This is a genomic window from Nitratireductor soli, assembly GCF_001050155.1.
In the GTDB taxonomy this organism is placed as follows: domain Bacteria; phylum Pseudomonadota; class Alphaproteobacteria; order Rhizobiales; family Rhizobiaceae; genus Nitratireductor; species Nitratireductor soli.
Window position 1 is genome coordinate 1 of sequence record NZ_LFVY01000011.1, and the last position, 23,401, is coordinate 23,401.

At 62.7% G+C, this 23,401-nt stretch carries 21 protein-coding genes and 1 pseudogene; 3 read left to right on the plus strand and 19 right to left on the minus strand.

Features of this window, described 5'->3' with window-relative positions; genetic code table 11:
• From AB843_RS14505 to AB843_RS14595, 19 genes and pseudogenes are all read right to left on the minus strand, one after another.
• Positions 1-374: pseudogene (locus AB843_RS14505) on the minus strand (proline--tRNA ligase); the annotation flags it as partial.
• Between the two features lie 537 nt (positions 375-911).
• The gene (locus AB843_RS14510; protein ID WP_048647602.1) at positions 912-1,181 is read right to left on the minus strand and encodes a DUF1467 family protein; all 270 of its coding nucleotides are present in this window, start codon (positions 1,179-1,181) and stop codon (positions 912-914) included.
• A 9-nt stretch (positions 1,182-1,190) separates the two neighbouring features.
• Entirely contained in the window at positions 1,191-1,595 is a 405-nt protein-coding gene (gene mce / locus AB843_RS14515) for a methylmalonyl-CoA epimerase (RefSeq protein WP_048647603.1), read from the minus strand.
• 58 nt (positions 1,596-1,653) lie between these two features.
• Positions 1,654-3,351 carry a ribonuclease J gene (locus AB843_RS14520; protein ID WP_206412889.1) on the minus strand — a complete coding sequence of 566 codons (1,698 nt, stop codon included), beginning with the start codon at positions 3,349-3,351 and terminating at the stop codon, positions 1,654-1,656.
• A 314-nt stretch (positions 3,352-3,665) separates the two neighbouring features.
• Entirely contained in the window at positions 3,666-5,102 is a 1,437-nt protein-coding gene (gene nuoN / locus AB843_RS14525; RefSeq protein WP_048647604.1) for an NADH-quinone oxidoreductase subunit NuoN, read from the minus strand.
• Between the two features lie 30 nt (positions 5,103-5,132).
• Complete coding sequence (locus tag AB843_RS14530) at positions 5,133-6,653, minus strand: NADH-quinone oxidoreductase subunit M (RefSeq protein ID WP_048647605.1); 1,521 nt, start codon at positions 6,651-6,653, stop codon at positions 5,133-5,135.
• Position 6,654: 1 nt separating this feature from the next.
• Entirely contained in the window at positions 6,655-8,640 is a 1,986-nt protein-coding gene (gene nuoL / locus AB843_RS14535; RefSeq protein ID WP_048647606.1) for an NADH-quinone oxidoreductase subunit L, read from the minus strand.
• A 10-nt stretch (positions 8,641-8,650) separates the two neighbouring features.
• The gene (gene nuoK, locus AB843_RS14540) at positions 8,651-8,959 is read right to left on the minus strand and encodes an NADH-quinone oxidoreductase subunit NuoK (protein WP_048647780.1); all 309 of its coding nucleotides are present in this window, start codon (positions 8,957-8,959) and stop codon (positions 8,651-8,653) included.
• Positions 8,960-8,964: 5 nt separating this feature from the next.
• Entirely contained in the window at positions 8,965-9,585 is a 621-nt protein-coding gene (locus tag AB843_RS14545) for an NADH-quinone oxidoreductase subunit J (protein ID WP_048647607.1), read from the minus strand.
• A gap of 122 nt (positions 9,586-9,707) precedes the next feature.
• A complete protein-coding gene (gene nuoI / locus AB843_RS14550) occupies positions 9,708-10,199 on the minus strand; it encodes an NADH-quinone oxidoreductase subunit NuoI (RefSeq protein WP_048647781.1) in 492 nt (163 codons plus the stop codon).
• 43 nt (positions 10,200-10,242) lie between these two features.
• A complete protein-coding gene (gene nuoH, locus AB843_RS14555) occupies positions 10,243-11,286 on the minus strand; it encodes an NADH-quinone oxidoreductase subunit NuoH (protein WP_048647608.1) in 1,044 nt (347 codons plus the stop codon).
• A 6-nt stretch (positions 11,287-11,292) separates the two neighbouring features.
• Complete coding sequence (nuoG, locus tag AB843_RS14560; RefSeq protein ID WP_048647609.1) at positions 11,293-13,374, minus strand: NADH-quinone oxidoreductase subunit NuoG; 2,082 nt, start codon at positions 13,372-13,374, stop codon at positions 11,293-11,295.
• A 49-nt stretch (positions 13,375-13,423) separates the two neighbouring features.
• Entirely contained in the window at positions 13,424-14,728 is a 1,305-nt protein-coding gene (nuoF, locus tag AB843_RS14565) for an NADH-quinone oxidoreductase subunit NuoF (protein ID WP_048647610.1), read from the minus strand.
• 11 nt (positions 14,729-14,739) lie between these two features.
• Entirely contained in the window at positions 14,740-15,837 is a 1,098-nt protein-coding gene (gene nuoE / locus AB843_RS14570) for an NADH-quinone oxidoreductase subunit NuoE (protein ID WP_048647611.1), read from the minus strand.
• On the minus strand, positions 15,838-17,028 hold the full coding sequence (locus AB843_RS14575; protein WP_048647612.1) for an NADH-quinone oxidoreductase subunit D: 1,191 nt from the start codon (positions 17,026-17,028) through the stop codon (positions 15,838-15,840).
• Positions 17,029-17,094: 66 nt separating this feature from the next.
• Positions 17,095-17,463, minus strand: coding sequence for a four helix bundle protein (locus tag AB843_RS14580; RefSeq protein ID WP_082143844.1), 369 nt, complete (start codon positions 17,461-17,463; stop codon positions 17,095-17,097).
• Positions 17,464-17,507: 44 nt separating this feature from the next.
• Complete coding sequence (locus AB843_RS14585) at positions 17,508-18,110, minus strand: NADH-quinone oxidoreductase subunit C (protein WP_048647782.1); 603 nt, start codon at positions 18,108-18,110, stop codon at positions 17,508-17,510.
• A gap of 9 nt (positions 18,111-18,119) precedes the next feature.
• Positions 18,120-18,695, minus strand: a complete 576-nt coding sequence (locus AB843_RS14590; RefSeq protein ID WP_048647614.1) for a NuoB/complex I 20 kDa subunit family protein — start codon at positions 18,693-18,695, stop codon at positions 18,120-18,122.
• A complete protein-coding gene (locus AB843_RS14595) occupies positions 18,686-19,051 on the minus strand; it encodes an NADH-quinone oxidoreductase subunit A (protein ID WP_048647615.1) in 366 nt (121 codons plus the stop codon). Before AB843_RS14595 ends, AB843_RS14590 begins: the two co-directional genes overlap by 10 nt.
• Positions 19,052-19,456: 405 nt before the next feature.
• Between AB843_RS14595 and AB843_RS14600 the strand changes: the two genes are divergently transcribed.
• The 3 genes from AB843_RS14600 (at position 19,457) to AB843_RS14610 (ending at position 23,341) form a co-directional block, all read left to right on the plus strand.
• A complete protein-coding gene (locus tag AB843_RS14600; protein ID WP_048647616.1) occupies positions 19,457-20,668 on the plus strand; it encodes a winged helix-turn-helix domain-containing protein in 1,212 nt (403 codons plus the stop codon).
• Between the two features lie 503 nt (positions 20,669-21,171).
• Positions 21,172-21,600 carry a TadE/TadG family type IV pilus assembly protein gene (locus AB843_RS14605; protein WP_048647617.1) on the plus strand — a complete coding sequence of 143 codons (429 nt, stop codon included), beginning with the start codon at positions 21,172-21,174 and terminating at the stop codon, positions 21,598-21,600.
• Between the two features lies 1 nt (position 21,601).
• Complete coding sequence (locus tag AB843_RS14610; protein ID WP_048647618.1) at positions 21,602-23,341, plus strand: pilus assembly protein TadG-related protein; 1,740 nt, start codon at positions 21,602-21,604, stop codon at positions 23,339-23,341.
• Positions 23,342-23,401 lie beyond the last annotated feature (60 nt).

A 23,401-nucleotide genomic window follows, 5' to 3' on the forward strand; every position in this document is an offset into this window, starting at 1 on the left:
TAGGATTTCACATAGGAGCGGAAGATGTCGGTCACCATCTCCTCGTTGGTGGGACCGTACAGCATCTTGCGCTCGTGCCGGTCGACGATGCGCAGCATCTCCTTGCCGTAATCGTCATAGCGGCCGCTCTCCATCCAGAGATCGGCGGACTGGATGGTCGGCATGAGGATCTCCTGCGCGCCGGCGCGGTCCTGCTCCTGGCGAACGATGGTGTTGACCTTCTCAAGCACGCGCTTGCCGAGCGGCAGCCAGGAAAAGCTGCCGGCGCCCTGCTGGCGGATCATGCCGGCGCGCAGCATCAGGCGGTGCGAGACGATTTCGGCCTCGCGCGGCGTTTCTTTCAGGATCGGCAGGAAGTAGCGCGACAGTCGCATAGACGCATCCATTAAGGCGGCTCGTGGAGCCTGTTCGGAATCACAAGATCATGCTGCTATAGCATTTTGCAGTCAGGTGGACTCACCTGACGTCCGCATAAATGCGGAAAAACAAGAAGGTGGAACCGGCTTCTTTAACCATTTCGCAGGGGAGTTGGAAACCCACGCCCGCAACCGGGCACACGCCTGGGTCGCCAGCATCGATTTTCAAGAGGCAAAGCCATGCAAGCCGAGATAACAATACGTTTCAAATGCATTTTTCCTCGTGACATTTCGTCTCAACTTGATTTAGAGTGCGCTCCCATAACAAGAGGGTGAAGCTAAATTCATCCTCACCACGCGGTCAAAGTCTTGGGAGGATGCGGTCCAGGCGCGGTCGTACGCAGCCGCCGGCAGTGATACGGTTAAGGATCGGACGCGTTGAGTTAGCAAGGCCTCGGCCTTGCATTTTTTTTGGCATTTCTTGCCTGTTTCCCCGACGCTTCTCGCGCTGACAATCAGCAGCTATCGGCACATTCCGGCAACGCTGCTGCCGGGTCAGTCGTAGGTCGGCACGATGCGCGGAATGTCGTCGAAAGACCATCCAAGGCCGCGCGTCAGGAAATACAGGACACCGAAAATGATCAGCGAAATCACCGTCGTGCGGATCAGCGCGCGCAGCATGTGCGGGCCGCGCGGGGCGCTCTCAATGGTACCGAGCGTCACATTCCCATCCTCATCCTGCGTGCGCAGGCCGAAGGGGATCGCGGCGAACAGGACCGTCCACCAGATGATGAAGAATACGGCGAATAGCGAAAGCCAGCCCATCGGGAAACCTCAAACCTGTTCGAGTTCGACCAGCGTGCCGGTGAAATCCTTCGGATGAAGGAACAGCACCGGCTTGCCATGGGCACCGGTCTTCGGCTCGCCATCGCCCAGAATGCGGGCGCCCGACGCCGTCAGGCGGTCGCGGGCGGCGAGGATGTCATTCACCTCGTAGCAAATGTGGTGCATGCCGCCACCGGGGTTCTTGATGAGGAAGCCGGCGATGGGAGACCCCTCGCCCAGCGGCTCCAGGAACTCGACCTTGGTGTTGCCGAGTTCGACGAAGACCACCGTCACCCCATGCTCGGGCAGCGCCTGCGGCGCGGAAACGCGCGCGCCCAGCGTGTCGCGGTAGAGCGCGGCGGCCTTCTCCAGGTCGGGCACGGCAATCGCCACGTGGTTCAATCGTCCGAGCATCGGTTTTCTTCTTCCGCAAGCATTCAAAGCGGGGATGCAGCAGATCCCCGCCCCATGCTTATTGCGTGACGAAGACCGTCACAATGGGCTTTTTGCCCCAGGTGGCATTGGCCGCGTTGCGCACGGCGCGGCGAACCGCTTCCAACACCAGGTCCAGATCCTTGCGGCGGGCGCGCGGAATGCTCCGCACGGCGCTGATTGCCGCCTCGAGCATGATGTCCTCGAGCAGTTTGCCGCTTGCATCCGCCTCGGCAACGCCAATGGCGACGATATCGGGATCGCCATCAAGATCGTGCCGCTCGTCGAGCACGATGTTGACGGCAACGTGGCCGGCAAACGACAGTTTACGCCGGTCGCGAATGCCCATTTCCTCGTCGGAACCGAGCAGCCTTCCATCCTTGAAGAAGCGGCCATGCGGCACGTCGCCGATGATCTCGGCGGGACCCGGCGCCAGGCGCAGCATGTCGCCATTGCGCACCTGAACGACTTCGGGAATGCCTTCCATGGCGCCGAGCGATCCCTGCGCCACCAGATGCGCCGCCTCGCCATGGACCGGCACCAGGATGCGCGGCCGCGTCCAGGCATACATGCGCTTCAATTCGCTGCGGCGCGGATGGCCCGACACATGCACCAGGGCATCGTCATCCTCGATGATCCTGATGCCCTGCTCGATCAGCAGGTTCTTGGTCTCGAGGATGGCTTTTTCATTGCCGGGGATGACCCGCGAGGAATAGACCACCGTATCGCCGGGCGAGAGCGCCACATTGCGCATCTCATCGCGCGCCAGCTTGGCAAGCGCCGCCCTGCCCTCGCCCTGGCTGCCTGTGCACAGGATCACCACCTTGTCGCGCGGCACGTTCTGGAAATTCTCCTCCTCGAGGACGCCCGGCAGGCCGTCTAAATAGCCCAGCTCGCCGGCCACATCCATCACCCGCTTCAGGGAGCGACCGAGCACGAGAAGCTGGCGACCGGCATCGCGCGTCGCCTCGGCAATCGAGCGGATGCGACCGACATTGGACGAGAAAGTGGTGACGGCGACACGGCCGCTGGCGGCGGCGATCACTTCCTTCAGCCCTTCGCCGACGGCTTGCTCGGTGGGCGATTCGCCCTCGCGCATGGCGTTGGTGGAATCGCAGACGAGTGCCAGAACACCCGCCTCGCCGATGGCGCGGAACCGGGCCTCGTCGGTCTTCGGACCGATGGACGGCGCCTGGTCGATCTTCCAGTCACCGGTGTGGACCACCGTTCCCGCAGCCGTGGTGATGGCCAGCGAGACGGGCTCGGGAATCGAGTGGGCGACGGCCACAGCCTCGATGCGGAAGGGACCGACATCGAAGGTCTCGCCCGAACGGAATATCTTGACCGGGACTTTCGGCGCATTCGATTCCGACTGGCGCTTGGCCTCCAGCAGGCCGGCCGAGAACGGTGTCATCCAGACATCGACCTTCAGGCGCGGCCACAGATCGAGCACCGCGCCGTAATGGTCTTCATGGGCGTGGGTGATGATCATGCCGCGCAGATTGTCGATCTGGCCTTCGATGAAGCGGATGTCAGGCAGAACCAGGTCGACGCCCGGCAAATCGGGCCCGGGAAAGGTCACGCCGCAATCGACGATGATCCATTCGCGCTTCTGCTTCGGGCCAAAGCCGTAAAGGCCGAAATTCATGCCGATCTCACCAACGCCGCCCAGGGGGCAGAAGACGAGTTCGGCGTTATCGGTCGGTTGGTTCATGTTCTTCTTGCTGGAACGCGCCATGGGTTCCCTTTCCTTCAATCTGCTTGCGCCGAGGCAACGGCACTTAAATGAGCGTCGCCCATAGGCGACCTTGAGCAATGAGCCGCTTGCCCAGCGGATGACAAAACGCTGCAGACCCGACTTTCCGCCGCGAAGCCGCAGGATAAGGCAGACACTCGGGAAACCGGACCACATTCGCAACGGAGCCTGAGGCAACGGCGAAACGATCATTCATCTGCCGCGGAGCGACGGTCGCCGCCAGTCCGACACTCTTCTGCCTTTGCGGCGGGTACCCGGCGTCAGTGGCGGAAGGCGCCGGGCGGAATCCCATCCGATCAGAAGAATGTCTTGGCGGCTGCTTCGGCGAACCGCCCGACCGGGCCGCCGATCAGGACATAAAACAGCACGAAGGCGGAAGACAGCAGCATCACCAGGCGCAATTCGCCGGCCATCGGCTGGAAGCTGCCGACCGATTCATCGAACCACATGATCTTGATGATGCGCAGATAATAGTAGGCGCCGACGACCGAGGCCAGAACGCCGATCACGGCCAGCGCGTAAAGCTCGGCATTGATGGCGGCCAGAAAGACGTACCACTTCCCCCAGAAGCCGGCAAGCGGCGGAATACCGGCCAGCGAGAACATCAGGATGGTCATCACCGTCGCCATCATCGGATTGGTCGATGAGAGACCCGCCAGATCGTCGATCTGCTCGACATTGCCCTCGTTGCGGCGCATGGCGAGGATGACGGCAAAGGTGCCGAGCGTCATCACCAGGTAGATCAGCATGTAGATCGCCACGCCGCGCACGCCGGCCTCGGAATTGGCCGCGAGGCCCACCAGAGCGTAGCCCATATGGCTGATCGACGAATAGGCCATCAGGCGCTTGATGTTGCGCTGGCCGATGGCGGCGAAAGCGCCAAGCAGCATCGAGGCGATGGAGATGAAGACGACGATCTGCTGCCAGTCGAGCGCGATCGGCTCGAAGGCGCCCATGGTAACGCGCACGAGGAGCGCCATGGCGGCCATCTTCGGCGCCGCAGCGAAGAAGGCGGTCACCGGCGTCGGCGCGCCCTCGTAGACGTCGGGCGTCCACATGTGGAACGGCACGGCGGAGATCTTGAAGGCCAAGCCGGCCAGCACGAAGACCAGGCCGAAGACGAGACCGAGCTGACGCTCGGCGCCGGTCAGTGTGGCGGCGATGACGTCGAAGCCGGTGTTGCCCGTATAGCCGTAGATCAGCGAGATGCCGTACAGCATCATGCCCGAGGACAGCGCGCCGAGGACGAAATATTTCAATCCGGCTTCGGTTGAGCGGGCGCTGTCGCGGTTGATCGCTGCCACGACGTAGAGCGCCAGCGACTGCAATTCGAGGCCGAGATAGAGCGCGATCATGTCGTTGGCCGACACCATCAGCATCATGCCGAGCGTCGCCAGCATGATCAGCACCGGGTATTCGAACTTGTCGAACTTCTCCGCCTTGGCGAAGCCGACGGACATGATCAGCGTGACCACCGAGCCGACGACGGTCAGAACCTTCATGAAGCGCGAGAACGGATCGCTGACGAAAGCCCCGCCGAAGGCGCGCCCGTCGGACGGGAAGATGACCATAAGGGCGATCACCGCCACCATCAGCGCGACGGCCAGGCCGGTCACCGTGCTGTTGGCGCGCGCACCGGAAAAGACGCCGACCATCAGGAGCGCCATGGCGCCCACCGCCAAGAGCAGCTCCGGCGTGGCAAGGATCAGGCTTATCGTCAGATCAGGCGTCATTCGTTTTCGTTCCGTCTACTGGTGGCCGGTTCATTGGGCGGCGGCCGCGGCCGTGGCCGCCTGCCGCGCCATGTCGGCCGACAAGGAAACATTGTTGACAAGCGCCTCGACGGACACCGCCGTGGCGTCGAGGATGGGCGCCGGATAGATGCCGAAGAAGATGACCAGAACCACGAGCGGATAAAGGATCAGCTTCTCGCGCGCAGAAAGATCGAGCAGGCCCTTCAGGCTTTCCTTGGTCAGGGCGCCGAAAATCACCCGGCGATAGAGCCACAGTGCATAAGCCGCCGACAGGATCACGCCGGTGGTGGCGAAGAAGGCGACCCAGGTGTTGACCTTGAAGGCGCCGAGCAACGTCAGGAATTCGCCGACGAAACCGCTTGTGCCCGGCAGGCCGACATTGGCCATGGTGAAGATCATGAACACCGTGGCGTATTTCGGCATGTTGTTGACGAGCCCGCCATAGGCGGCGATCTCGCGGGTGTGCATGCGGTCGTAGATGACGCCGACGCACAGGAACAGCGCGCCCGAGACGAGGCCGTGCGACAGCATCTGGAAGATGGCGCCCTGCACGCCCTGCTGGTTGAGCGCGAAGATGCCCATGGTGACGAAGCCCATATGGGCAACCGAGGAATAGGCGATCAGCTTCTTGATGTCCTCCTGCATCAGCGCCACCAGCGACGTGTAGATGATGGCGATGACGGACAGCGTGAAGACCAGCGGCGCAAGGTCCATCGAGGCGACTGGGAACATCGGCAGCGAGAAACGCAGGAAGCCGTAGCCGCCCATCTTCAACAGGATGCCGGCCAGGATGACGGAACCCGCCGTCGGCGCCTCCACATGCGCGTCGGGAAGCCAGGTGTGGACCGGCCACATGGGCATCTTGACGGCGAAGGAGGCGAAGAAGGCGACCCATAGCCAGTACTGCATGCCTGTCGGGAAGACATGGGTCAGAAGCGTCGGGATGTCCGTCGTGCCGGCCTGCCAGAACATGGCCATCATGGCCAGCAGCATCAGGACCGAGCCGAGCAGCGTGTAGAGGAAGAACTTGAAGCTGGCATAGACGCGCCGCTTGCCGCCCCAGACACCGATGATGATGAACATCGGGATCAGGCCCGCCTCGAAGAAGACGTAGAAAAGCACGATGTCGAGCGCGCAGAACACGCCGATCATCAAGGTTTCCAGGATCAGGAAGGCGATCATGTAGTCCTTGACGCGCTTGTCGATCGCCTCCCAGCTGGCCAGGATGCAGAACGGCATCAGGAACGTCGTCAGGATGACGAACAGCATGGAAATGCCGTCGACGCCCATGTGGTAGGAAATGCCCGAATCCAGCCAGTCGCGCTTCTCGACCATCTGGAAGCTGGGGGTCGAGGCATCGAAGCCGAGCCAGATGAACAGCGACAGGACGAAGGTGAACACCGTCGTCAACAGCGCGACATTGCGGATGTTGCGGCGCGCGCCCGGTCCGTCCTCGCGGATCAGCAGGATCAGGAACGCACCGACCAGCGGCAGAAACGTAACCGTGGAGAGAATGGGCCAGTCGGTCATTTTAGAATGCGCCTCCGAGCATCATCCAGGTAACGAGTGCCGCGACGCCGATGAGCATGGCGAAGGCGTAATGATAGAGATAGCCGCTCTGCAGCTTGACGATCCGGTTGGTCACGTCGACCACCCGGGACGACACGCCGTCGGGGCCCAGGCCGTCGATGAACCAGCCATCGCCCTTCTTCCAGAGGAAGTGGCCGAGCCGCTTGGCCGGGCGGACGAACAGGAAGTCATTGGCTTCGTCGAAGTACCATTTGTTGAGCAGGAAGGCGTAGAGGCCGCTGAACTGGCGTGCCAGCGCCTTCGGCCGCTCGGGCGAGCGAATGTAGAACACCCAGGCGACGTAGAAGCCGATCAGCATGGCGACGAACGGCGCCAGCTTCACCCAGAGCGGCACATGGTGGAACTCTTCGAGGATATGGTTGTCCGGCAGGGTGAACAGCGCGCCCTTCCAGAAGTGCTCATACTCATGGCCGACGAAGAAGCCCTGGAAGATGACGCCGGCAAACAGCGCGCCGGCCGCCAGGATGAACAAGGGCACCAGCATGACCAGCGGCGATTCATGCACATGGTGCATGACGTCGGCCGAGGCCCGTGCCTTGCCGTGGAAGGTCATGAAGATCAGCCGCCAGGAATAGAAGCTGGTGAAGACCGCAGCGATCGTCAGCAGCACGAAGGCGATGCCGGCCATGGCGTTCTCGCCGGCGAAAGCCCCCTCGATGATGGCGTCCTTGGAGAAGAAGCCGGCGGTGCCGATCATCGTCAGAGGGATGCCGACACCGGTCAGCGCGACCGTGCCGATGATCATCATCCAGTAGGTTTTCGGGATCAGCGTGCGCAGACCACCCATCTTGCGCATGTCCTGCTCGTCGGAGACGGCATGGATGACCGAGCCGGAACCAAGGAACAGCAGCGCCTTGAAGAAGGCGTGCGTGAACAGATGGAAGATGGCCGCGCCATAGAAGCCGGTGCCGAGCGCGACGAACATGTAGCCGAGCTGCGAGCATGTCGAATAGGCAATGACGCGCTTGATGTCGTTCTGCACCAGGCCGACCGTGGCGGCGAAGAAGGCGGTGAACGCACCGACGAAGGTGACGACCGTCAGCGCGGTCGCCGACAATTCGAAGATCGGCGACAGGCGCGCCACCATGAAGACGCCGGCCGTGACCATGGTCGCGGCATGGATCAGCGCCGACACGGGGGTCGGGCCTTCCATGGCGTCCGGCAGCCAGGTGTGCAGCGGCACCTGCGCCGACTTGCCCATGGCGCCCATGAACAGAAGCAGGGCGACCACGGTGACGGCCGTCGATTTGTCGAGCGTGTAGCCGAGGAAGGTCAGCACCGCCTCGCCGGCCGGCGCGCCTTCAGCCGGCAGGTAGGTCGCCGCATTGGCGAAGACCGTGTCGAAATTGATCGAGCCGAACAGGACGAAGATGCCGAAAATGCCGAGCGAGAAGCCGAAATCGCCAATGCGGTTGACGACGAAGGCCTTGATGGCGGCGGCGTTGGCCGACGGCTTCTTGTACCAGAAACCGATCAGCAGATAGGAGGCGAGACCGACGCCTTCCCAGCCGAAGAACATCTGCACCAGATTGTCCGACGTCACCAGCATCAGCATGGCGAAGGTGAACAGCGACAGATAGGCGAAGAAGCGCGGCCGGTGCGGGTCGTGGTGCATGTAGCCGATGGAATAGATGTGCACCAGCGCCGACACGGTGTTGACCACCACCAGCATGACCGCCGTCAGCGTGTCGATCCTCAGCGCCCAATAGACGTCGAGGCTGCCCGACGTGATGAAGCGCAGCACCGGCACGGTGAAGGCCTCGCCCTCGCCCAGCGCCACCGAGAAGAAGGCGACCCACGACAACAGCGCTGAAATCACCAACAGGCCTGAGGTGATCAGCTCGGATCCCTTGGCGCCGATGGAGCGGCCGAAGAGCCCGGCAATCAAAAATCCGACAAGCGGAAGGAAAACGATCGCGTGATACATGGCGCGAACCTCAGCCCTTCATCATGTTGACGTCTTCGACGGCGATGGTGCCGCGATTGCGGAAGAAGACGACGAGAATGGCAAGGCCGATCGCGGCTTCCGCCGCCGCGACGGTGAGAACGAAAAGAGCGAAGACCTGGCCGACGAGATCGCCCAGAACAGCCGAGAAGGCGACGAAGTTCAAGTTCACCGCAAGCAGGATCAGCTCGACCGACATCAGGATGATGATGACGTTCTTGCGGTTCAGGAAGATGCCGAACACGCCGAGCGTGAAGAGGATCGCCGAGACGGTCAGATAGTGTGCGATGCCGATTTCCAGCATGGTCAGATTCCCTCGCCCGTTTCGACTTTCTTGATCTCGATCGCCGTCTCGGGCGTGCGTGCGACCTGAACCGAGATGTTCTGCCGCTTGACGCCTTCCTTGTGCCGCAGCGTCAGGACGATGGCGCCGATCATGGCGACCAGAAGCACCATGCCGGCGATCTGGAAGTAGTGGATGTAGTCCGTGTAGAGAATGTCGCCCAGCGCCGCCGTGTTGTGGCGCACCGACGGCAGCGGCGTCGGCTTGGCGATGTCGCCGGCAAGATCCGGCGAGAACGCATAACCGCCCAGCACCACCACCAGCTCGGCAGCGAGAATGATGCCGACCAGCGCACCGACCGGCGCATATTGCAGCGCGCCGCGCTTCAGTTCGGCAAAATCGACATCGAGCATCATGACGACGAACAGGAACAGCACGGCGACGGCGCCGACATAGACGACCAGCATGATGAAGGCCAGGAACTCGGCGCCGGTCAACAGAAACAGACCGGCCGAATTGAAGAAGGCGACGATCAGGTAGAGCACCGAATGCACGGGATTGCGCGCGGAAACGACCATGAAGGCCGCCGCCACGGTGAGAAAGGCGAACAGATAAAAGAAAATCGCCTCGAGTCCTGTCAGCATGGTTCCCTCGGTACCTAGCCCTGGCCGGAACGTCCCGTCCCGCCTTGATTCCGCGTCCTGGCAGGCCGCGGATTTGCCGTGTGTTTAGACGAGCGCCCCGCCCCCGTCCACTCTTGTGACCGTCACCTGTATGGCGCGTCCAACGCGATGTTGCGCGCCAGTTCCCGCTCCCAGCGATCGCCGTTCGCAAGCAGCTTGTCCTTGTCGTAGTAGAGTTCCTCGCGGGTCTCCGTCGCGAACTCGAAATTCGGCCCCTCGACAATGGCGTCGACCGGACAGGCCTCCTGGCAGAAGCCGCAATAGATGCACTTCACCATGTCGATGTCGTAGCGCACCGTGCGGCGCGTGCCGTCGTTGCGGCGCGGTCCGGCCTCGATGGTGATGGCCTGCGCCGGGCAGATCGCCTCGCACAGTTTGCAGGCGATGCAGCGCTCCTCGCCGTTGGGATAACGGCGCAGCGCATGTTCGCCGCGAAAGCGTGGCGAGATCGGCCCCTTCTCATGCGGGTAGTTCAGCGTCGCCTTGGGGGCGAAGAACTGACGCATGGAGAGGAAGACAGCTCCGACGAATTCCTTCAGGAGCAGCGATTTGGCGGCTTGTGCGAGCGCTGACATCGTCATTCTCCGGCGAGATTGAGCGGGTTCGGCATGAGGGTCCTCATGCCATGCCCGTGAGTTTCAGGAAGGCCGCGGTGGCGACGACCATGAACAGCGACAGCGGCAGGAACACCTTCCAGCCGAGGCGCATGAGCTGGTCGTAGCGATAGCGCGGCACGAAGGACTTCACCAAGGCGAACATGAAGAAGACCATGCACACTTTCAGCACGAACCAGACGACGCCCGGCAACCAGGTGAAGGGTGCGAAATCGAATGGCGGCAGCCAGCCCCCCAGGAACAGGATGGTGGTCAGCGCGCACATCAGCACGATGGCGACATACTCGCCCAGGAAGAACAGCAGGAACGGCGTCGAGGAATACTCGATCATGTGGCCGGCAACGAGTTCCGATTCGGCTTCCACCAGGTCGAAGGGCGGGCGGTTCGTCTCGGCCAGCGCCGAGATGAAGAAGACGATGAACATCGGGAACAGCGCCAGCCAGTTCCAGTCGAGGAAGGTGTTCGGCAGGCCCATCATGGTGCCAAGCCCATCGCCCTGCGCCAGCACGATGTCGGTCAGGTTGAGCGAGCCGACCGTCAAGAGCACCGTGACGATGACGAAACCGATGGAGACCTCATAGGAGACCATCTGCGCCGCCGAGCGCAGCGCGCCGAGGAACGGGTATTTCGAGTTGGAGGCCCAGCCGCCCATGATGACGCCGTAGACCTCCAGCGAGGCAATGGCGAAGACGTAGAGAATGCCGATGTTGACGTTGGCGATGGCCCAGCCTTCATCGATCGGGATCACCGCCCAGGCGGCAAGCGCCAGGACGGCGGCCACCACGGGCGCCAGCAGGAACACGCCCTTGTTGGCGCCAGACGGGATGACCGGTTCCTTGAAGACGAATTTGAACAGATCGGCGAAGGCCTGGAACAGGCCCCACGGGCCGACGACGTTGGGACCGCGGCGCAACTGCACCGCCGCCCAGATCTTGCGGTCGGCATAAAGGATATAGGCGACGAAGATCAGCAGGACGACGATCATCACCACCGATTTCAGCAGGATGATCAGCCCGGGAAGGACGTAGGTTGCGAAGAAGGGTTCCATGCGTCTCTACTCGGCCGCCTGTTTCAGTTCGCCCCGCGCCAGCGCCGAGCACTCGGCCATGACGGCCGAGGCGCGCGCAATCGGGTTGGTGAGGTAGAAATCCTTCACCGCCGAGGTGAAGGGCGCCTTGGTCAGGCGGCCACCGAGCTTGGCGAGGCCAGCCACCGCGGAGGCATCCGCCGACGCGACCGCATCGATCGCGGCGAAATGCCTATGTTCGGCGTAAAGCGCTGCGCGCAGCGCGGCAAGCGAATCGAACGGCAGCTTGTGGCCGAGCACATCCGACAGGGCGCGCAGGATGGCCCAGTCTTCCTTCGCCTCGCCCGGCGCGAAGCCGGCGCGGTTGGTCATCTGCACCCGGCCCTCGGTGTTGACATAGGTGGCGGATTTTTCCGTGTAGGTGGCAGAAGGCAGGATGACATCGGCGCGGTGCGCGCCGGCATCACCATGGGTGCCGATGTAGACGGTGAAGGCGTCGCCGATGGCACTCATGTCGATCTCGTCGGCGCCGAGCAGGAACAGCACGTCCATGGCGCCCATCATGCCCTTCACGTCCTTGCCGCCCTTTTCCGGCACGAAGCCGAGATCGAGACCGCCGACGCGGGCAGCCGCCGTATGCAGCACGGCAAAGCCGTTCCAGTCGCCGCTGACAGCCTTGACGCCATCGGCCAGCCTGGCGGCAAGGCCGAGAATGGCCGCGCCGTCCGAACGGGTCAGAGCGCCCTGCCCGACGATGATCATCGGCCGCTTGGCCTTTTTCAGCACGGAGGCGAATTTGTGTGTGCCGTCGACCAGGTCCTTCAGCGTCTCCGGCCCGGCGCCGAGCATCTCGCTATCGTAGCGCAGGTCGCCCATCTCGCCGATGACGCCGATGGGGAAATCGCCCATGCGCCAGCGCTTGCGGATGCGCGCGTTAAGCACCGACGCCTCGAAACGCGGATTGGCGCCGATGATCAGCAGTGCGTCGGCATTCTCTATGCCCTCGATGGTCGGGTTGAAGACATAGGATGCGCGGCCGGCGGCCGGATCGAGAACCGTGCCGTCCTGGCGGCAATCGTAGTTTGGCGAACCAAGCGACTGCATCAGCTTCTTGAGCGCATACATCTCCTCGACGCCCGCCAGATCGCCGGCGATGGCGCCGATCCTTTCCGGCTTGGCCTTGCCGACGGCCTTGGCGATGGCGTCGAACGCCTCGGGCCAGCTTGCCGGCTGCAGGCGCTTGCCCTTGCGCACATAGGGACGGTCGAGGCGCTGCGTCCTGAGGCCGTCCCAGATGAAGCGGGTCTTGTCGGAAATCCACTCCTCGTTCACCGCCTCGTTGACGCGCGGCATGATGCGCATCACCTCGCGGCCGCGCGTGTCGACGCGGATGGCCGAACCGACGGCGTCCATCACGTCGATGGACTGGGTCTTGTTCAATTCCCACGGACGCGCCTGGAAGGCGTAGGGTTTCGAGGTCAGCGCGCCGACCGGGCACAAATCGATGACGTTGCCCTGCAGCTCCGAGGTCATCGCCTGTTCGAGATAGGTGGTGATCTCGGCATCCTCGCCGCGGCCAATCAGGCCGAGCTCGGAAATGCCAGCGATTTCAGTGGTGAAGCGGACGCAGCGCGTGCAGTGGATGCAGCGTGTCATGATCGTCTTGACGAGCGGCCCGATGTATTTGTCTTCCACCGCGCGCTTGTTCTCGTGGTAGCGCGAGGAATCGACGCCGAAGGCCATCGCCTGGTCCTGCAGGTCGCATTCGCCGCCCTGGTCGCAGATCGGGCAATCGAGCGGGTGGTTGATGAGCAGGAACTCCATCACGCCTTCGCGGGCCTTCTTGACCATCGGCGTGTTGGTGAAGATTTCCGGCGCCTCGCCGTTCGGGCCGGGGCGCAGGTCGCGCACGCCCATGGCGCAGGAGGCGGCAGGCTTCGGCGGCCCGCCCTTCACCTCGACCAGGCACATGCGGCAATTGCCGGCGATCGACAGGCGCTCATGGAAACAGAAGCGCGGCACCTCCGCGCCCGCCTCCTCGGCGGCCTGCAGCAGCGTATAGTGATCGGGAACCTCGATCTCCGTGCCGTCGACTTTCAATCTTGCCATGGTCGCTGTCCGCTTGCCTCTCGCCCCTTCGGGAGCAAAACTTTCACTCTTATTCCGCCGCCACCAGCACCGGCCGGGCCTGGTGGGCGTTGCGGCTGAATTCGTCGATGCGGCGCTCGATCTCCGGGCGGAAATGGCGCACCAGGCCCTGGATCGGCCAGGCGGCCGCATCGCCCAGGGCGCAGATCGTGTGGCCTTCCACCTGCTTCGTCACGTCGAGCAGCATGTCGATCTCGTGCTTCTGCGCCTGGCCCACCACCAGACGCTCCATCACGCGCCACATCCAGCCCGTGCCCTCGCGGCACGGCGTGCACTGGCCGCAGCTCTCATGCTTGTAGAAATAGGAGAGCCGGGCGATCGCCTTCACGATGTCGGTGGACTTGTCCATGACGATGACGGCGGCGGTGCCGAGACCCGATTTCAGCTCGCGCAGCGCGTCGAAATCCATCGGCGTGTCGATGATCTCCGAGGCCGGCACCAGCGGCACCGAGGAACCGCCGGGGATGACCGCCAGAAGATTGTCCCAGCCGCCCCTGATGCCGCCGCAATGGCGCTCGATCAGCTCGCGGAAGGGGATCGACATCTCCTCCTCCACCGTGCACGGGTTTTCCACGTGGCCGGAGATGCAGAACAGCTTCGTGCCCTTGTTGTTCTCGCGCCCGAAGGAGGAGAACCACGAAGCGCCACGGCGCAGGATGGTCGGCGCCACGGCAATCGATTCGACGTTGTTGACCGTGGTCGGGCAGCCATACAGGCCGACATTGGCCGGGAATGGCGGCTTCAGGCGCGGCTGGCCCTTCTTGCCTTCCAGGCTTTCGAGCAGCGCCGTTTCCTCGCCGCAGATATAGGCGCCGGCGCCGTGATGGACGAAAACGTCCATGTCCCAGCCGTTCTTGTTGTTCTTGCCGATGAGGCCCGCATCGTAGCATTCGTCGATGGCGCGCTGCAGGGCCTCGCGCTCACGAATGAACTCGCCGCGCACGTAGATGTAGGCCGCGTGCGCGCCCATGGCGAAACCGGCGATCAGGCAGCCCTCGACCAGCGTGTGCGGGTCGTGGCGCATGATGTCGCGGTCCTTGCAGGTGCCGGGCTCCGATTCGTCGGCATTGACGACGAGATAATGCGGCCGGTCGCCCGGCTCCTTCGGCATGAAGGACCATTTCAGGCCGGTCGGGAAGCCGGCGCCGCCACGACCGCGCAGACCCGACGCCTTCATCTCGTTGATGATCCAGTCGCGGCCCTTGTCGATCAGGCCCCTTGTGCCATCCCAATGGCCGCGCGACATGGCGCCCTTCAGCGACCGGTCGAACTGACCGTAGAGATTGTTAAAGATGCGGTCCTTGTCAGCTAGCATGCTCTAGTCCCTCACCGCGGCTTCTTGCCAAAAACTTTGATGTATTCGGCCTCGCCGCCCTTGGCGAGCGCCTTGGCCTGCTTGACCCAGTCCTCGCGCTCGATGCGGCCGTGAAAACTCAGATAACCGTCGACCCATTCGCGCTCGGTCTTTTTCCACTTCGAGACCTGGGCGAAGGTGAAAATGCCGAGATCGTGCAGGATGCCCTCGATCTTCGGACCGACGCCGGAAATCATCTTCAGATCGTCGACGGCGGCCGGCCGGGCGATGCCCTGCGGACGGTCCTTGTCCTCGAGGCCCGGCTTGGCGGCGGCCTTCTTCGCCGGCGCCTTTTTCCTCGCGCCATCGTCGACCTTGACAGACGATGGCGAGGCGATGGCCTTGGCCGTCTCGATGGCATCCGTCTTCGGCTTGGCGGCGTTGGAGGGCGGTAGTTTTGCTGCCGAAGCACCGGAGGCGGCAGCCGACGGCTTTGCCCGATTCTTGACGGTGACGGCCTTCTCGTCGGTCAGCGTGGTCGGCCCGCCCATCGGCGCGGAATAGACGCGGTCCACCTGCGGCCCCGTCCTGACGCTGTCGCCCCTGCCCGCCTCGAACGCGTCGATGATCTCGTCGAGGCGCGCGGGCGTCAGATCCTCATAGGTGTCCTTGAAGATCATCACCATCGGCGCGTTGACGCAGGTGCCCTGGCACTCGACTTCTTCCCATGAGAGCGTACCGCCCTCATTGGTGTGGAAAGGTTCGGGATGGATCTTTGCCTTGCACAGATCGATCAGTTCGCCCGCGCCGCGCAGCATGCACGGCGTGGTGCCGCAGACCTGGATATGGGCGCGCGTGCCGACCGGGGCCAGTTGGAACTGGGTGTAGAAGGTCGCCACTTCCAGAACGCGGATCAGCGGCATGTCGAGCATTTTGGACACATGCTCGATGGCGGCGCGCGTGACCCAGCCATCCTGTTCCTGCGCCAGCATCAGAAGCGGAATGACCGCCGACTGCTCACGCCCCTTGGGGTATTTCTTGATCCAGCGCTTCACCTCCGTGCCCATGGCACGGGAGAAGGCGAAGGAAGCGGGCTGGACGGCTTCGTCTGCGAGACGGCGGACTGACATTTATCTGTCTACCTCACCAAACACGATGTCGAGGGAACCAAGCACGGCGGAGACGTCGGCCAGGAGATGGCCGCGGCACAGGAAGTCCATGGCCTGGAGGTGAGCGAAGCCCGGCGCGCGCAACTTGCAGCGATAGGGCTTGTTGGACCCGTCGGAGACGAGATAGACGCCGAACTCGCCCTTCGGCGCTTCGACGGCGGCGTACACTTCGCCCTCGGGAACGCGGTAGCCTTCCGTATAGAGCTTGAAGTGATGGATCAGCGCTTCCATCGAGCGCTTCATCTGGCCACGCTTGGGCGGAACGACCTTGCCGTCCGTATTGGAGACCGGGCCGACGCGCTCGGCGCCCAGGAGGCGATCGACGCATTGCCGCATGATCTTGGCCGACTGGCGCATTTCTTCCATGCGGATCAGGTAACGGTCGTAGCAATCGCCGTTCTTGCCGATCGGAATGTCGAAATCCATCTGCGGGTAGCATTCATAGGGTTGGCTCTTGCGCAGGTCCCAGGCGGCGCCCGAGCCGCGCACCATGACACCGGAAAAGCCCCAGGCCCAGGCGTCTTCGAGGCTGACGACGCCGATATCGACATTGCGCTGCTTGAAGATGCGGTTGCCGGTGAGCAGATCGTCGAGGTTCTTCACCGTCACCAGGAACGGATCGATCCACTTGCCGATGTCCTCGACCAGCTGGTCGGGGAGGTCCTGATGGACGCCGCCGGGGCGGAAATAGGCCGCGTGCATGCGCGCGCCGCAGGCGCGCTCATAAAACACCATCAGCTTCTCGCGTTCTTCGAAGCCCCACAGCGGCGGGGTCAGCGCGCCAACGTCCATCGCCTGCGTCGTCACGTTGAGCAGGTGCGACAGGATGCGGCCGATCTCGGAAAACAGGACGCGGATCAACTGGCCGCGGATCGGCACGTCGATCTCCAGAAGCCGCTCGACGGCGATGGCGAAGGCATGCTCCTGGTTCATCGGCGCGACGTAATCGAGCCGGTCGAAATAGGGGATGGCCTGCAGATAGGTCTTCGCCTCGATCAGCTTTTCGGTGCCGCGATGCAGGAGACCGATATGCGGATCGACGCGCTCGACGACTTCGCCGTCAAGCTCCAGCACCAGGCGCAGAACGCCGTGCGCGGCCGGATGCTGCGGGCCGAAATTGATGTTGAAATTGCGGACGGATGTTTCAGGCATGATGCGCGGCCCCTTCGCGGCCAGAGCGAATAGCGAATAGCGAATAGCGAATAGAAAGCCACCGCGTCACGTCGTTTTCTCCTGCAACCGCCTGATCATCGATCTGATCATCTTTCCAATCTCATCAGCCGCGCTAAGCAAGCCTTGCGACCTTGTCTCTTCCATAAACTCGAGACGCGACGCCAAAATCACATGCGTCTCGAGTTCCTTGAGTGAGCCCTGCGCGATTCGCAGGAACTGAATAAAGGACCCCGTCTGCTCCCGGCCATGTCCCTCGGCAATGTTAGCGGCGATGGATGCCGCAGCTCGCCGAATTTGACTTGTCAATCCGTACAACTCGCTGGTCGGGAAGCCTTTCGTAACGCGATAACAATCCAGAGCCAGATCCATCGCCGCCTGCCACACCAGAAGATCGCGGTACGAATTGATAGACAAAGGACATCCTCTATTCGCTATTCACTACTCCCTATTCGCTCACTTCACTCTTTCGCCTTCTCATCGCCCGGCAGGACGTAATCCGTCCCTTCCCACGGCGAGAGGAAATCGAAATTGCGGAACTCCTGGCGCAGTTCGACCGGCTCATAGACGACGCGCTTGGCATCGTCGTCGTAGCGCACCTCGACAAAACCCGTCAGCGGGAAATCCTTGCGCAGCGGATGCCCTTCGAAGCCGTAATCGGTCAGAATGCGGCGCAAGTCCGGGTGCCCGGTGAAGAGCACGCCGTAGAGATCGTAGATCTCGCGCTCGAACCAGTCGGCGGCCGGGAAAACCTCCACCGTCGAGGGGACCGGCGTGTCCTCATCCGTCGACACCTTGACGCGCACGCGCTGGTTCTGGCGCGGGGACAACAGGTGGTAGACCACCTCGAAACGCTTGTCGCGCGCCGGATAGTCGACGCCGGAAATGTCGATGAAGGCGTAGAACTGGCACTGCACGTCGTTCTTCAGGAACGTCAGCACGTCGACGATGTCGCCCGGCTCGACCAGGAAGGTCAGCTCGCCATGAGCGACGACCGCATCCTGAATCTGCGCATCGAGCTTTTCCGTGACGTAGGCCGCCAGATCCTTCAGCGCTTCGCTCATCATCCGCCTCTAACGTTCGATCGTGCCGGTGCGCCGGATCTTCTTCTGCAACAGAAGAATGCCATACAGCAGCGCCTCGGCCGTGGGCGGGCAGCCCGGCACATAAATATCGACGGGCACGACGCGGTCGCAGCCGCGCACCACCGAATAGGAATAGTGATAATAGCCGCCACCATTGGCGCAGGAACCCATGGAGATGACGTAGCGCGGCTCCGGCATCTGGTCGTAGACCTTGCGCAGCGCCGGCGCCATCTTGTTGGTCAGCGTGCCGGCGACGATCATCACGTCCGACTGGCGCGGAGAGGCGCGCGGGGCGATGCCGAAGCGCTCGGCATCGTAGCGCGGCATGGAGACATGCATCATCTCTACCGCGCAGCAGGCCAGGCCGAAGGTCATCCACATCAGCGAGCCGGTGCGCGCCCAGGTGATCAGCGCCTCCGACGAGGTGACGAGGAAGCCCTTGTCGGAGAGCTCGCTGTTGATGCCGGAGTAAAACGGATCGTCGCTGCCCAGCGGGTTGCCGGTGCGGGGGTCGATCAGCCCTTTCGGCTGGGGGGCAACGAGGGTGCCGTCGTTCAATCCCATTCCAGCGCTCCCTTCTTCCATTCATAGATGAAGCCGATGGTCAGAATGCCGAGGAAGACCATCATCGACCAGAAGCCGAGCCAGCCGATCTCGCCGAAGGAAACGGCCCAGGGAAACAGAAACGCCACTTCCAGGTCGAAGATGATGAACAGGATGGCCACCAGATAGAAGCGCACGTCGAATTTCATGCGGGCATCGTCGAAGGCGTTGAAACCGCACTCATAGGCCGACAGCTTTTCCGGATCGGGGTCGCGGTAGGCGATGACGAACGGGGCGACGATCAGCGCGAGGCAGACCACCAGCGCCACGCCGATGAAAATGACAATGGGTAGGTATGAACTCAGAAGCTCATTCATGGTCCGACTTTCCGTTGCCCGCCGCGGGCGAGGCTGCGTATTGAGGCCCGATGCGGGGCCTAAGCGCCCGTCAGCCGTGGCGGCAAGGCAAGGCTCATGTTGCAACGCGGCGAGGGTTAGCGCAGGGCGCTTGGCGACGCAAGTCAAACCTTGGCCGGATTGCGGCATTGTGCAAGGCCAGATGGGCGGCGGGCATGGAAAGGCCGGGGGAAGCCAAGGGGAATCGCCGACTTGTTCACAACCGCGCCAAGGCCGGTCGACCGGCAAACGAAGCACATGCCGTTCTCCCGCCGCCTATGTCAGGAGAGCCGCCCGCCGGTCGGCAAACGGGTGGCGGCACTTCGTTGAAGCGGTTAGGAGTTGAATGGAACATAACGGGAATAGCGGCGAGATTCGGGAGAACTCATGCGCAGGGAACGGCTTACTCCTGGCGAGGTGCGGCGAATAGCCCTTGCCGCACAAGGCTTTGCCGACCGCGCGCCGGCCGGCGACGTGACGCGGCGGCATGTGCGACGCGTCCTCGACCGGACGGGATTGCTGCAGATCGATTCCGTCAACGTGGTGGCACGGGCGCATCTGATGCCGCTGTTCTCGCGACTCGGCCCCTATGCCACCGACCTCCTCGACCGTGCCGCATCGCGCCGGCCGCGCATGCTGTTTGAGTATTGGGCGCACGAAGCCTCCCTCCTGCCCGTCGAGACACAGCCCTTGCTGCGCTGGCGCATGGCGCGCGCCGAGCGCGGCGAAGGCATCTACAAGCAGCTCGCCCGGTTTGGCCGGGAAAAACATGCCTTCATCGCGCGAATCCATGATGAGGTCGTGGCGCGCGGGCCGATTGCCGCCTCCGATTTCGACGGCGAGAAGGGCAGCGGCGGCTGGTGGGGCTGGAGCAACACCAAGCATGCGCTCGAATGGCTGTTCTGGGCCGGACGCATCACCACCCATTCGCGCCGGCCGAGCTTCGAGCGGCTGTACGACCTGCCCGAGCGCGTCCTGCCGGAGGCCATCACCAGCATCCCGACGCCATCCGAGGACGATGCACAACGACAATTGATCGCCATTGCAGCGCGGGCGCTCGGCGTGGCAACCGAAACGGATCTGCGCGACTATTTCAGATTGTCGCCGGCCGATTCACAGGCACGCGTGGCCGAGCTCGTCGAAAGCGGATTGCTGCTGCCGGTCGAGATCAAGGGTTGGCGGCAGCCGGCCTATCTGCACCGCGACGCGCAGATGCCACGCAAGCTGCACAGGGCCGCCCTGCTCGCCCCGTTCGATCCTGTCGTCTGGGAGCGGCAGCGCGCCGAGCGCATTTTCGGCTTTCGCTACCGCATCGAGATCTACACGCCGGCGCACAAGCGCGTGTATGGCTATTATGTCCTGCCCTTCCTGCTGGGCGACCGGATCGTCGCCCGCGTTGATCTGAAGGCCGATCGCGGGGCAAAATGCCTCAAAGTACAGGCCGCCCACCTGGAGCCCGGAGCGCCGGGCCACGCGGCCGAGGCGCTGATGACGAAACTGATCGAAATGGCCGGGTGGCTGGGTCTCGAGCGGATCGAGATTGTCGAGCGCGGCAATCTTGCGCGAGAATTGCGCGGCCTGACCGCTCAGCCCGCCTGATCCTCAATGCGACACGGGGCTGTGATCCGCCAACGCGTCGGCGCGAAAATCCGGCCCATTTTCGAAAATCACAATGCGCCGAGTCAAGTGGATCGGCAGTTGGCGCGCGGATTTCGTAGATCCACTCAAAGTTGACGGATATTTCTTCTCCCCTTTTGATTGTTTTTCCGCAATCGAAAGTCACAAAACAATCGCGCTCCATTCGAAATTACTTAAAGCCTAAAATTACCGAACCTGCAATCTTCGGCTGCATCGCTCCGACGAAAACTTGCCTGCGAACGTCATGCAAACCATGACATCTAGGCTGCAGTGAAAATTCACACCCATCACTTGCTTAACTCAGAGTTGTCATATAGGGTGAGTACTTATATTGATCTATAGTTGCAAAATATACACATATGTAACCTTTGATTGCATAGAGTAACGTTACAAGTTTACGCTCTTATTTATACTTTATTTATTTCTCGGGCCGAATCCTTCACCAGGGCTCGGGAGTAAGTGTTGTGAAGAAAACAACTTTCAGGAATTTTCTGCATCGAACAAATGGCACGGCCGCCTTGGAGTTTGCGATCATCGCACCCGTCTTCTTCATGACGGTCTTCTCCATGATCGGCTATGGAATCTTTCTGGGCGCGGCGCATTCGGTGCAGCAGGTCAGCGCGGATGCAGCCCGCGCGGCGGTGGCCGGACTGTCCCAGGCGGAGCGACAGACCCTCGCCCGCGATTACATCGAGCGCTCGATGATGCGGCATCCGTTCATCGATGCGCAAAAGATCCAGGTCGTCGTGGCCGACGACAGTGCCAATCCCAACCAGTTCACCGTGACGATCAAGTACGACGCCGCCGAACTGCCGATCTGGTCGCTCTATTCCTACGCCATGCCGGGCAAGCAGATCACCGGCTTTTCGACCATCCGCCTGGGAGGGATCTGACATGGGAGGCCTGGCAAGACGCATTCGCACGTTGAGGCGCGACAAAAGAGGCAATGTGGCGACACTGTTCGCCCTGATCCTGCCGGTGATGATCGGCTGCCTGGCACTCGGCGTCGACTACGGCAATCTGACGCTGCAGCAGCGAAAGCTGCAGAAGACGGCGGATCTCGCCTCCATCGTCGCCGTCGCCGATATCAGGAACGCAGAGGAAGCGGTGGCGGAATTCTTTGCCCTGAACAACGAGCAGATCGCCGTCGAAACGCCGGACGGACTGCTCGTGGATGGCCGCTATCTGCCGCAGGACGACTATATCGAGCAGGCAAAGCGCGGCATCGCCCGCCTGGTGCGCGGCCGCTATTTCCCCGATCCGTCGGTGGCGACCAATCTGCGCTTCGTCGAAATGACGACGGCACCGGACGCTGCCAAAGTAACGATAAGAAAACATGGCGTTCTGTACTTCGGCTCGATGTTCAGTGACCCGCCGCCGCTTGGCGTTGTTGGAACCGCATCGGCAGAAAAGCTTGCCGGTTTCTCCGTCGGGTCACGCCTGGCGAGCCTTGATGGCGGTATCTTGAACAGCCTGCTCGGCCAGATGCTCGGCACCACCCTTTCGCTCAAGGCGATGGATTACGAAGCCCTGCTCGACGCCGACGTCAATGTCCTGTCGTTCATGAACACGCTGGCGACACGGCTCAGCCTGACCGGCCTCACCTATGAGGAGATCCTGCAAACCGACCTCACCATGCCGCAGCTCCTGTCCGCGATGCGCCTGACGAGCGGCGTGTCCAGCGCGGTGCAGGCGGTGCTGCGGACGCTGGAGACGGCAACGTCGAAAAGCAGCAGCACCTTCAAGCTCGAACGGCTTCTCAATCTCGACCCGAAGGGACCGTTGACGGTTGCCACCGGCGCGCCATGGGACATGAAGATCGGCGCATTGGAGATGGTCACGGCAGCAGCAGCCCTGTCCAATGGCGGCCGCCAGATCGAGGTCAGCAGCGGCATCAACCTGCTCGGACTGGGGGCGATCAAGGTCAGCCTGGCGATCGGCGAACCGCCCGTCGGCACGCCTCCCCATGCGCTGGCGCCGATCGGCACCGCCGTTAGGACCGCGCAGACCCGCCTGAAGGTGGATGTTGAGATCAACGGCCTGCAACTCCTGGTCGGCACCAAGATCCACCTGCCGCTCTACGTCGAGGTGGCACATGCGGAGGCGCGCATCGCCGATATCCAGTGCTCCGCCTCGTCGACCACCAGCGGCAGCGTGGCCATCGACGCGGTGCCCGGCGTGGTCGAAATCGCCATTGGCAACGTCGATCCGTCAATCCTATCGAACTTCTCCGACGAGGCGCGCGTGACGAAGGCCGAGCTGGTCAATGCCGCCGGGCTGGTCAAGATATCCGGCATGGCGCATGTGGAGACCAAGAACATGCAGATGACGCGCCTGAACTTTTCCAGCTCGGACATCACCGAGCGCCGCGTCAAGAGCGTCTCGACCAAGGATATCCTCGGCTCGACGACGGCGACGCTGCTGCAGAACCTTGACCTCGACGTGCGTGTCCTGGCCCTGTCGCTTGGCCTGGAGCCGCTTTTGAAAGCAGCCCTGGCCGCAACGCTTTCCAGCGTCGCCCAGCCGGTCGACACACTGCTCTACAACGTGCTGGCGCTGGTCGGCGTGAAGGTCGGCGAGGCCGATGTCCGCGTCACCGGGGTGAATTGCGAACGGCCGGTCCTGGTTCAGTAACGGCCCGGCGTTTACCGTGGCGGCAGGCCGCCCCATCCCTGCCCCGCGGCTGCCGCCGCG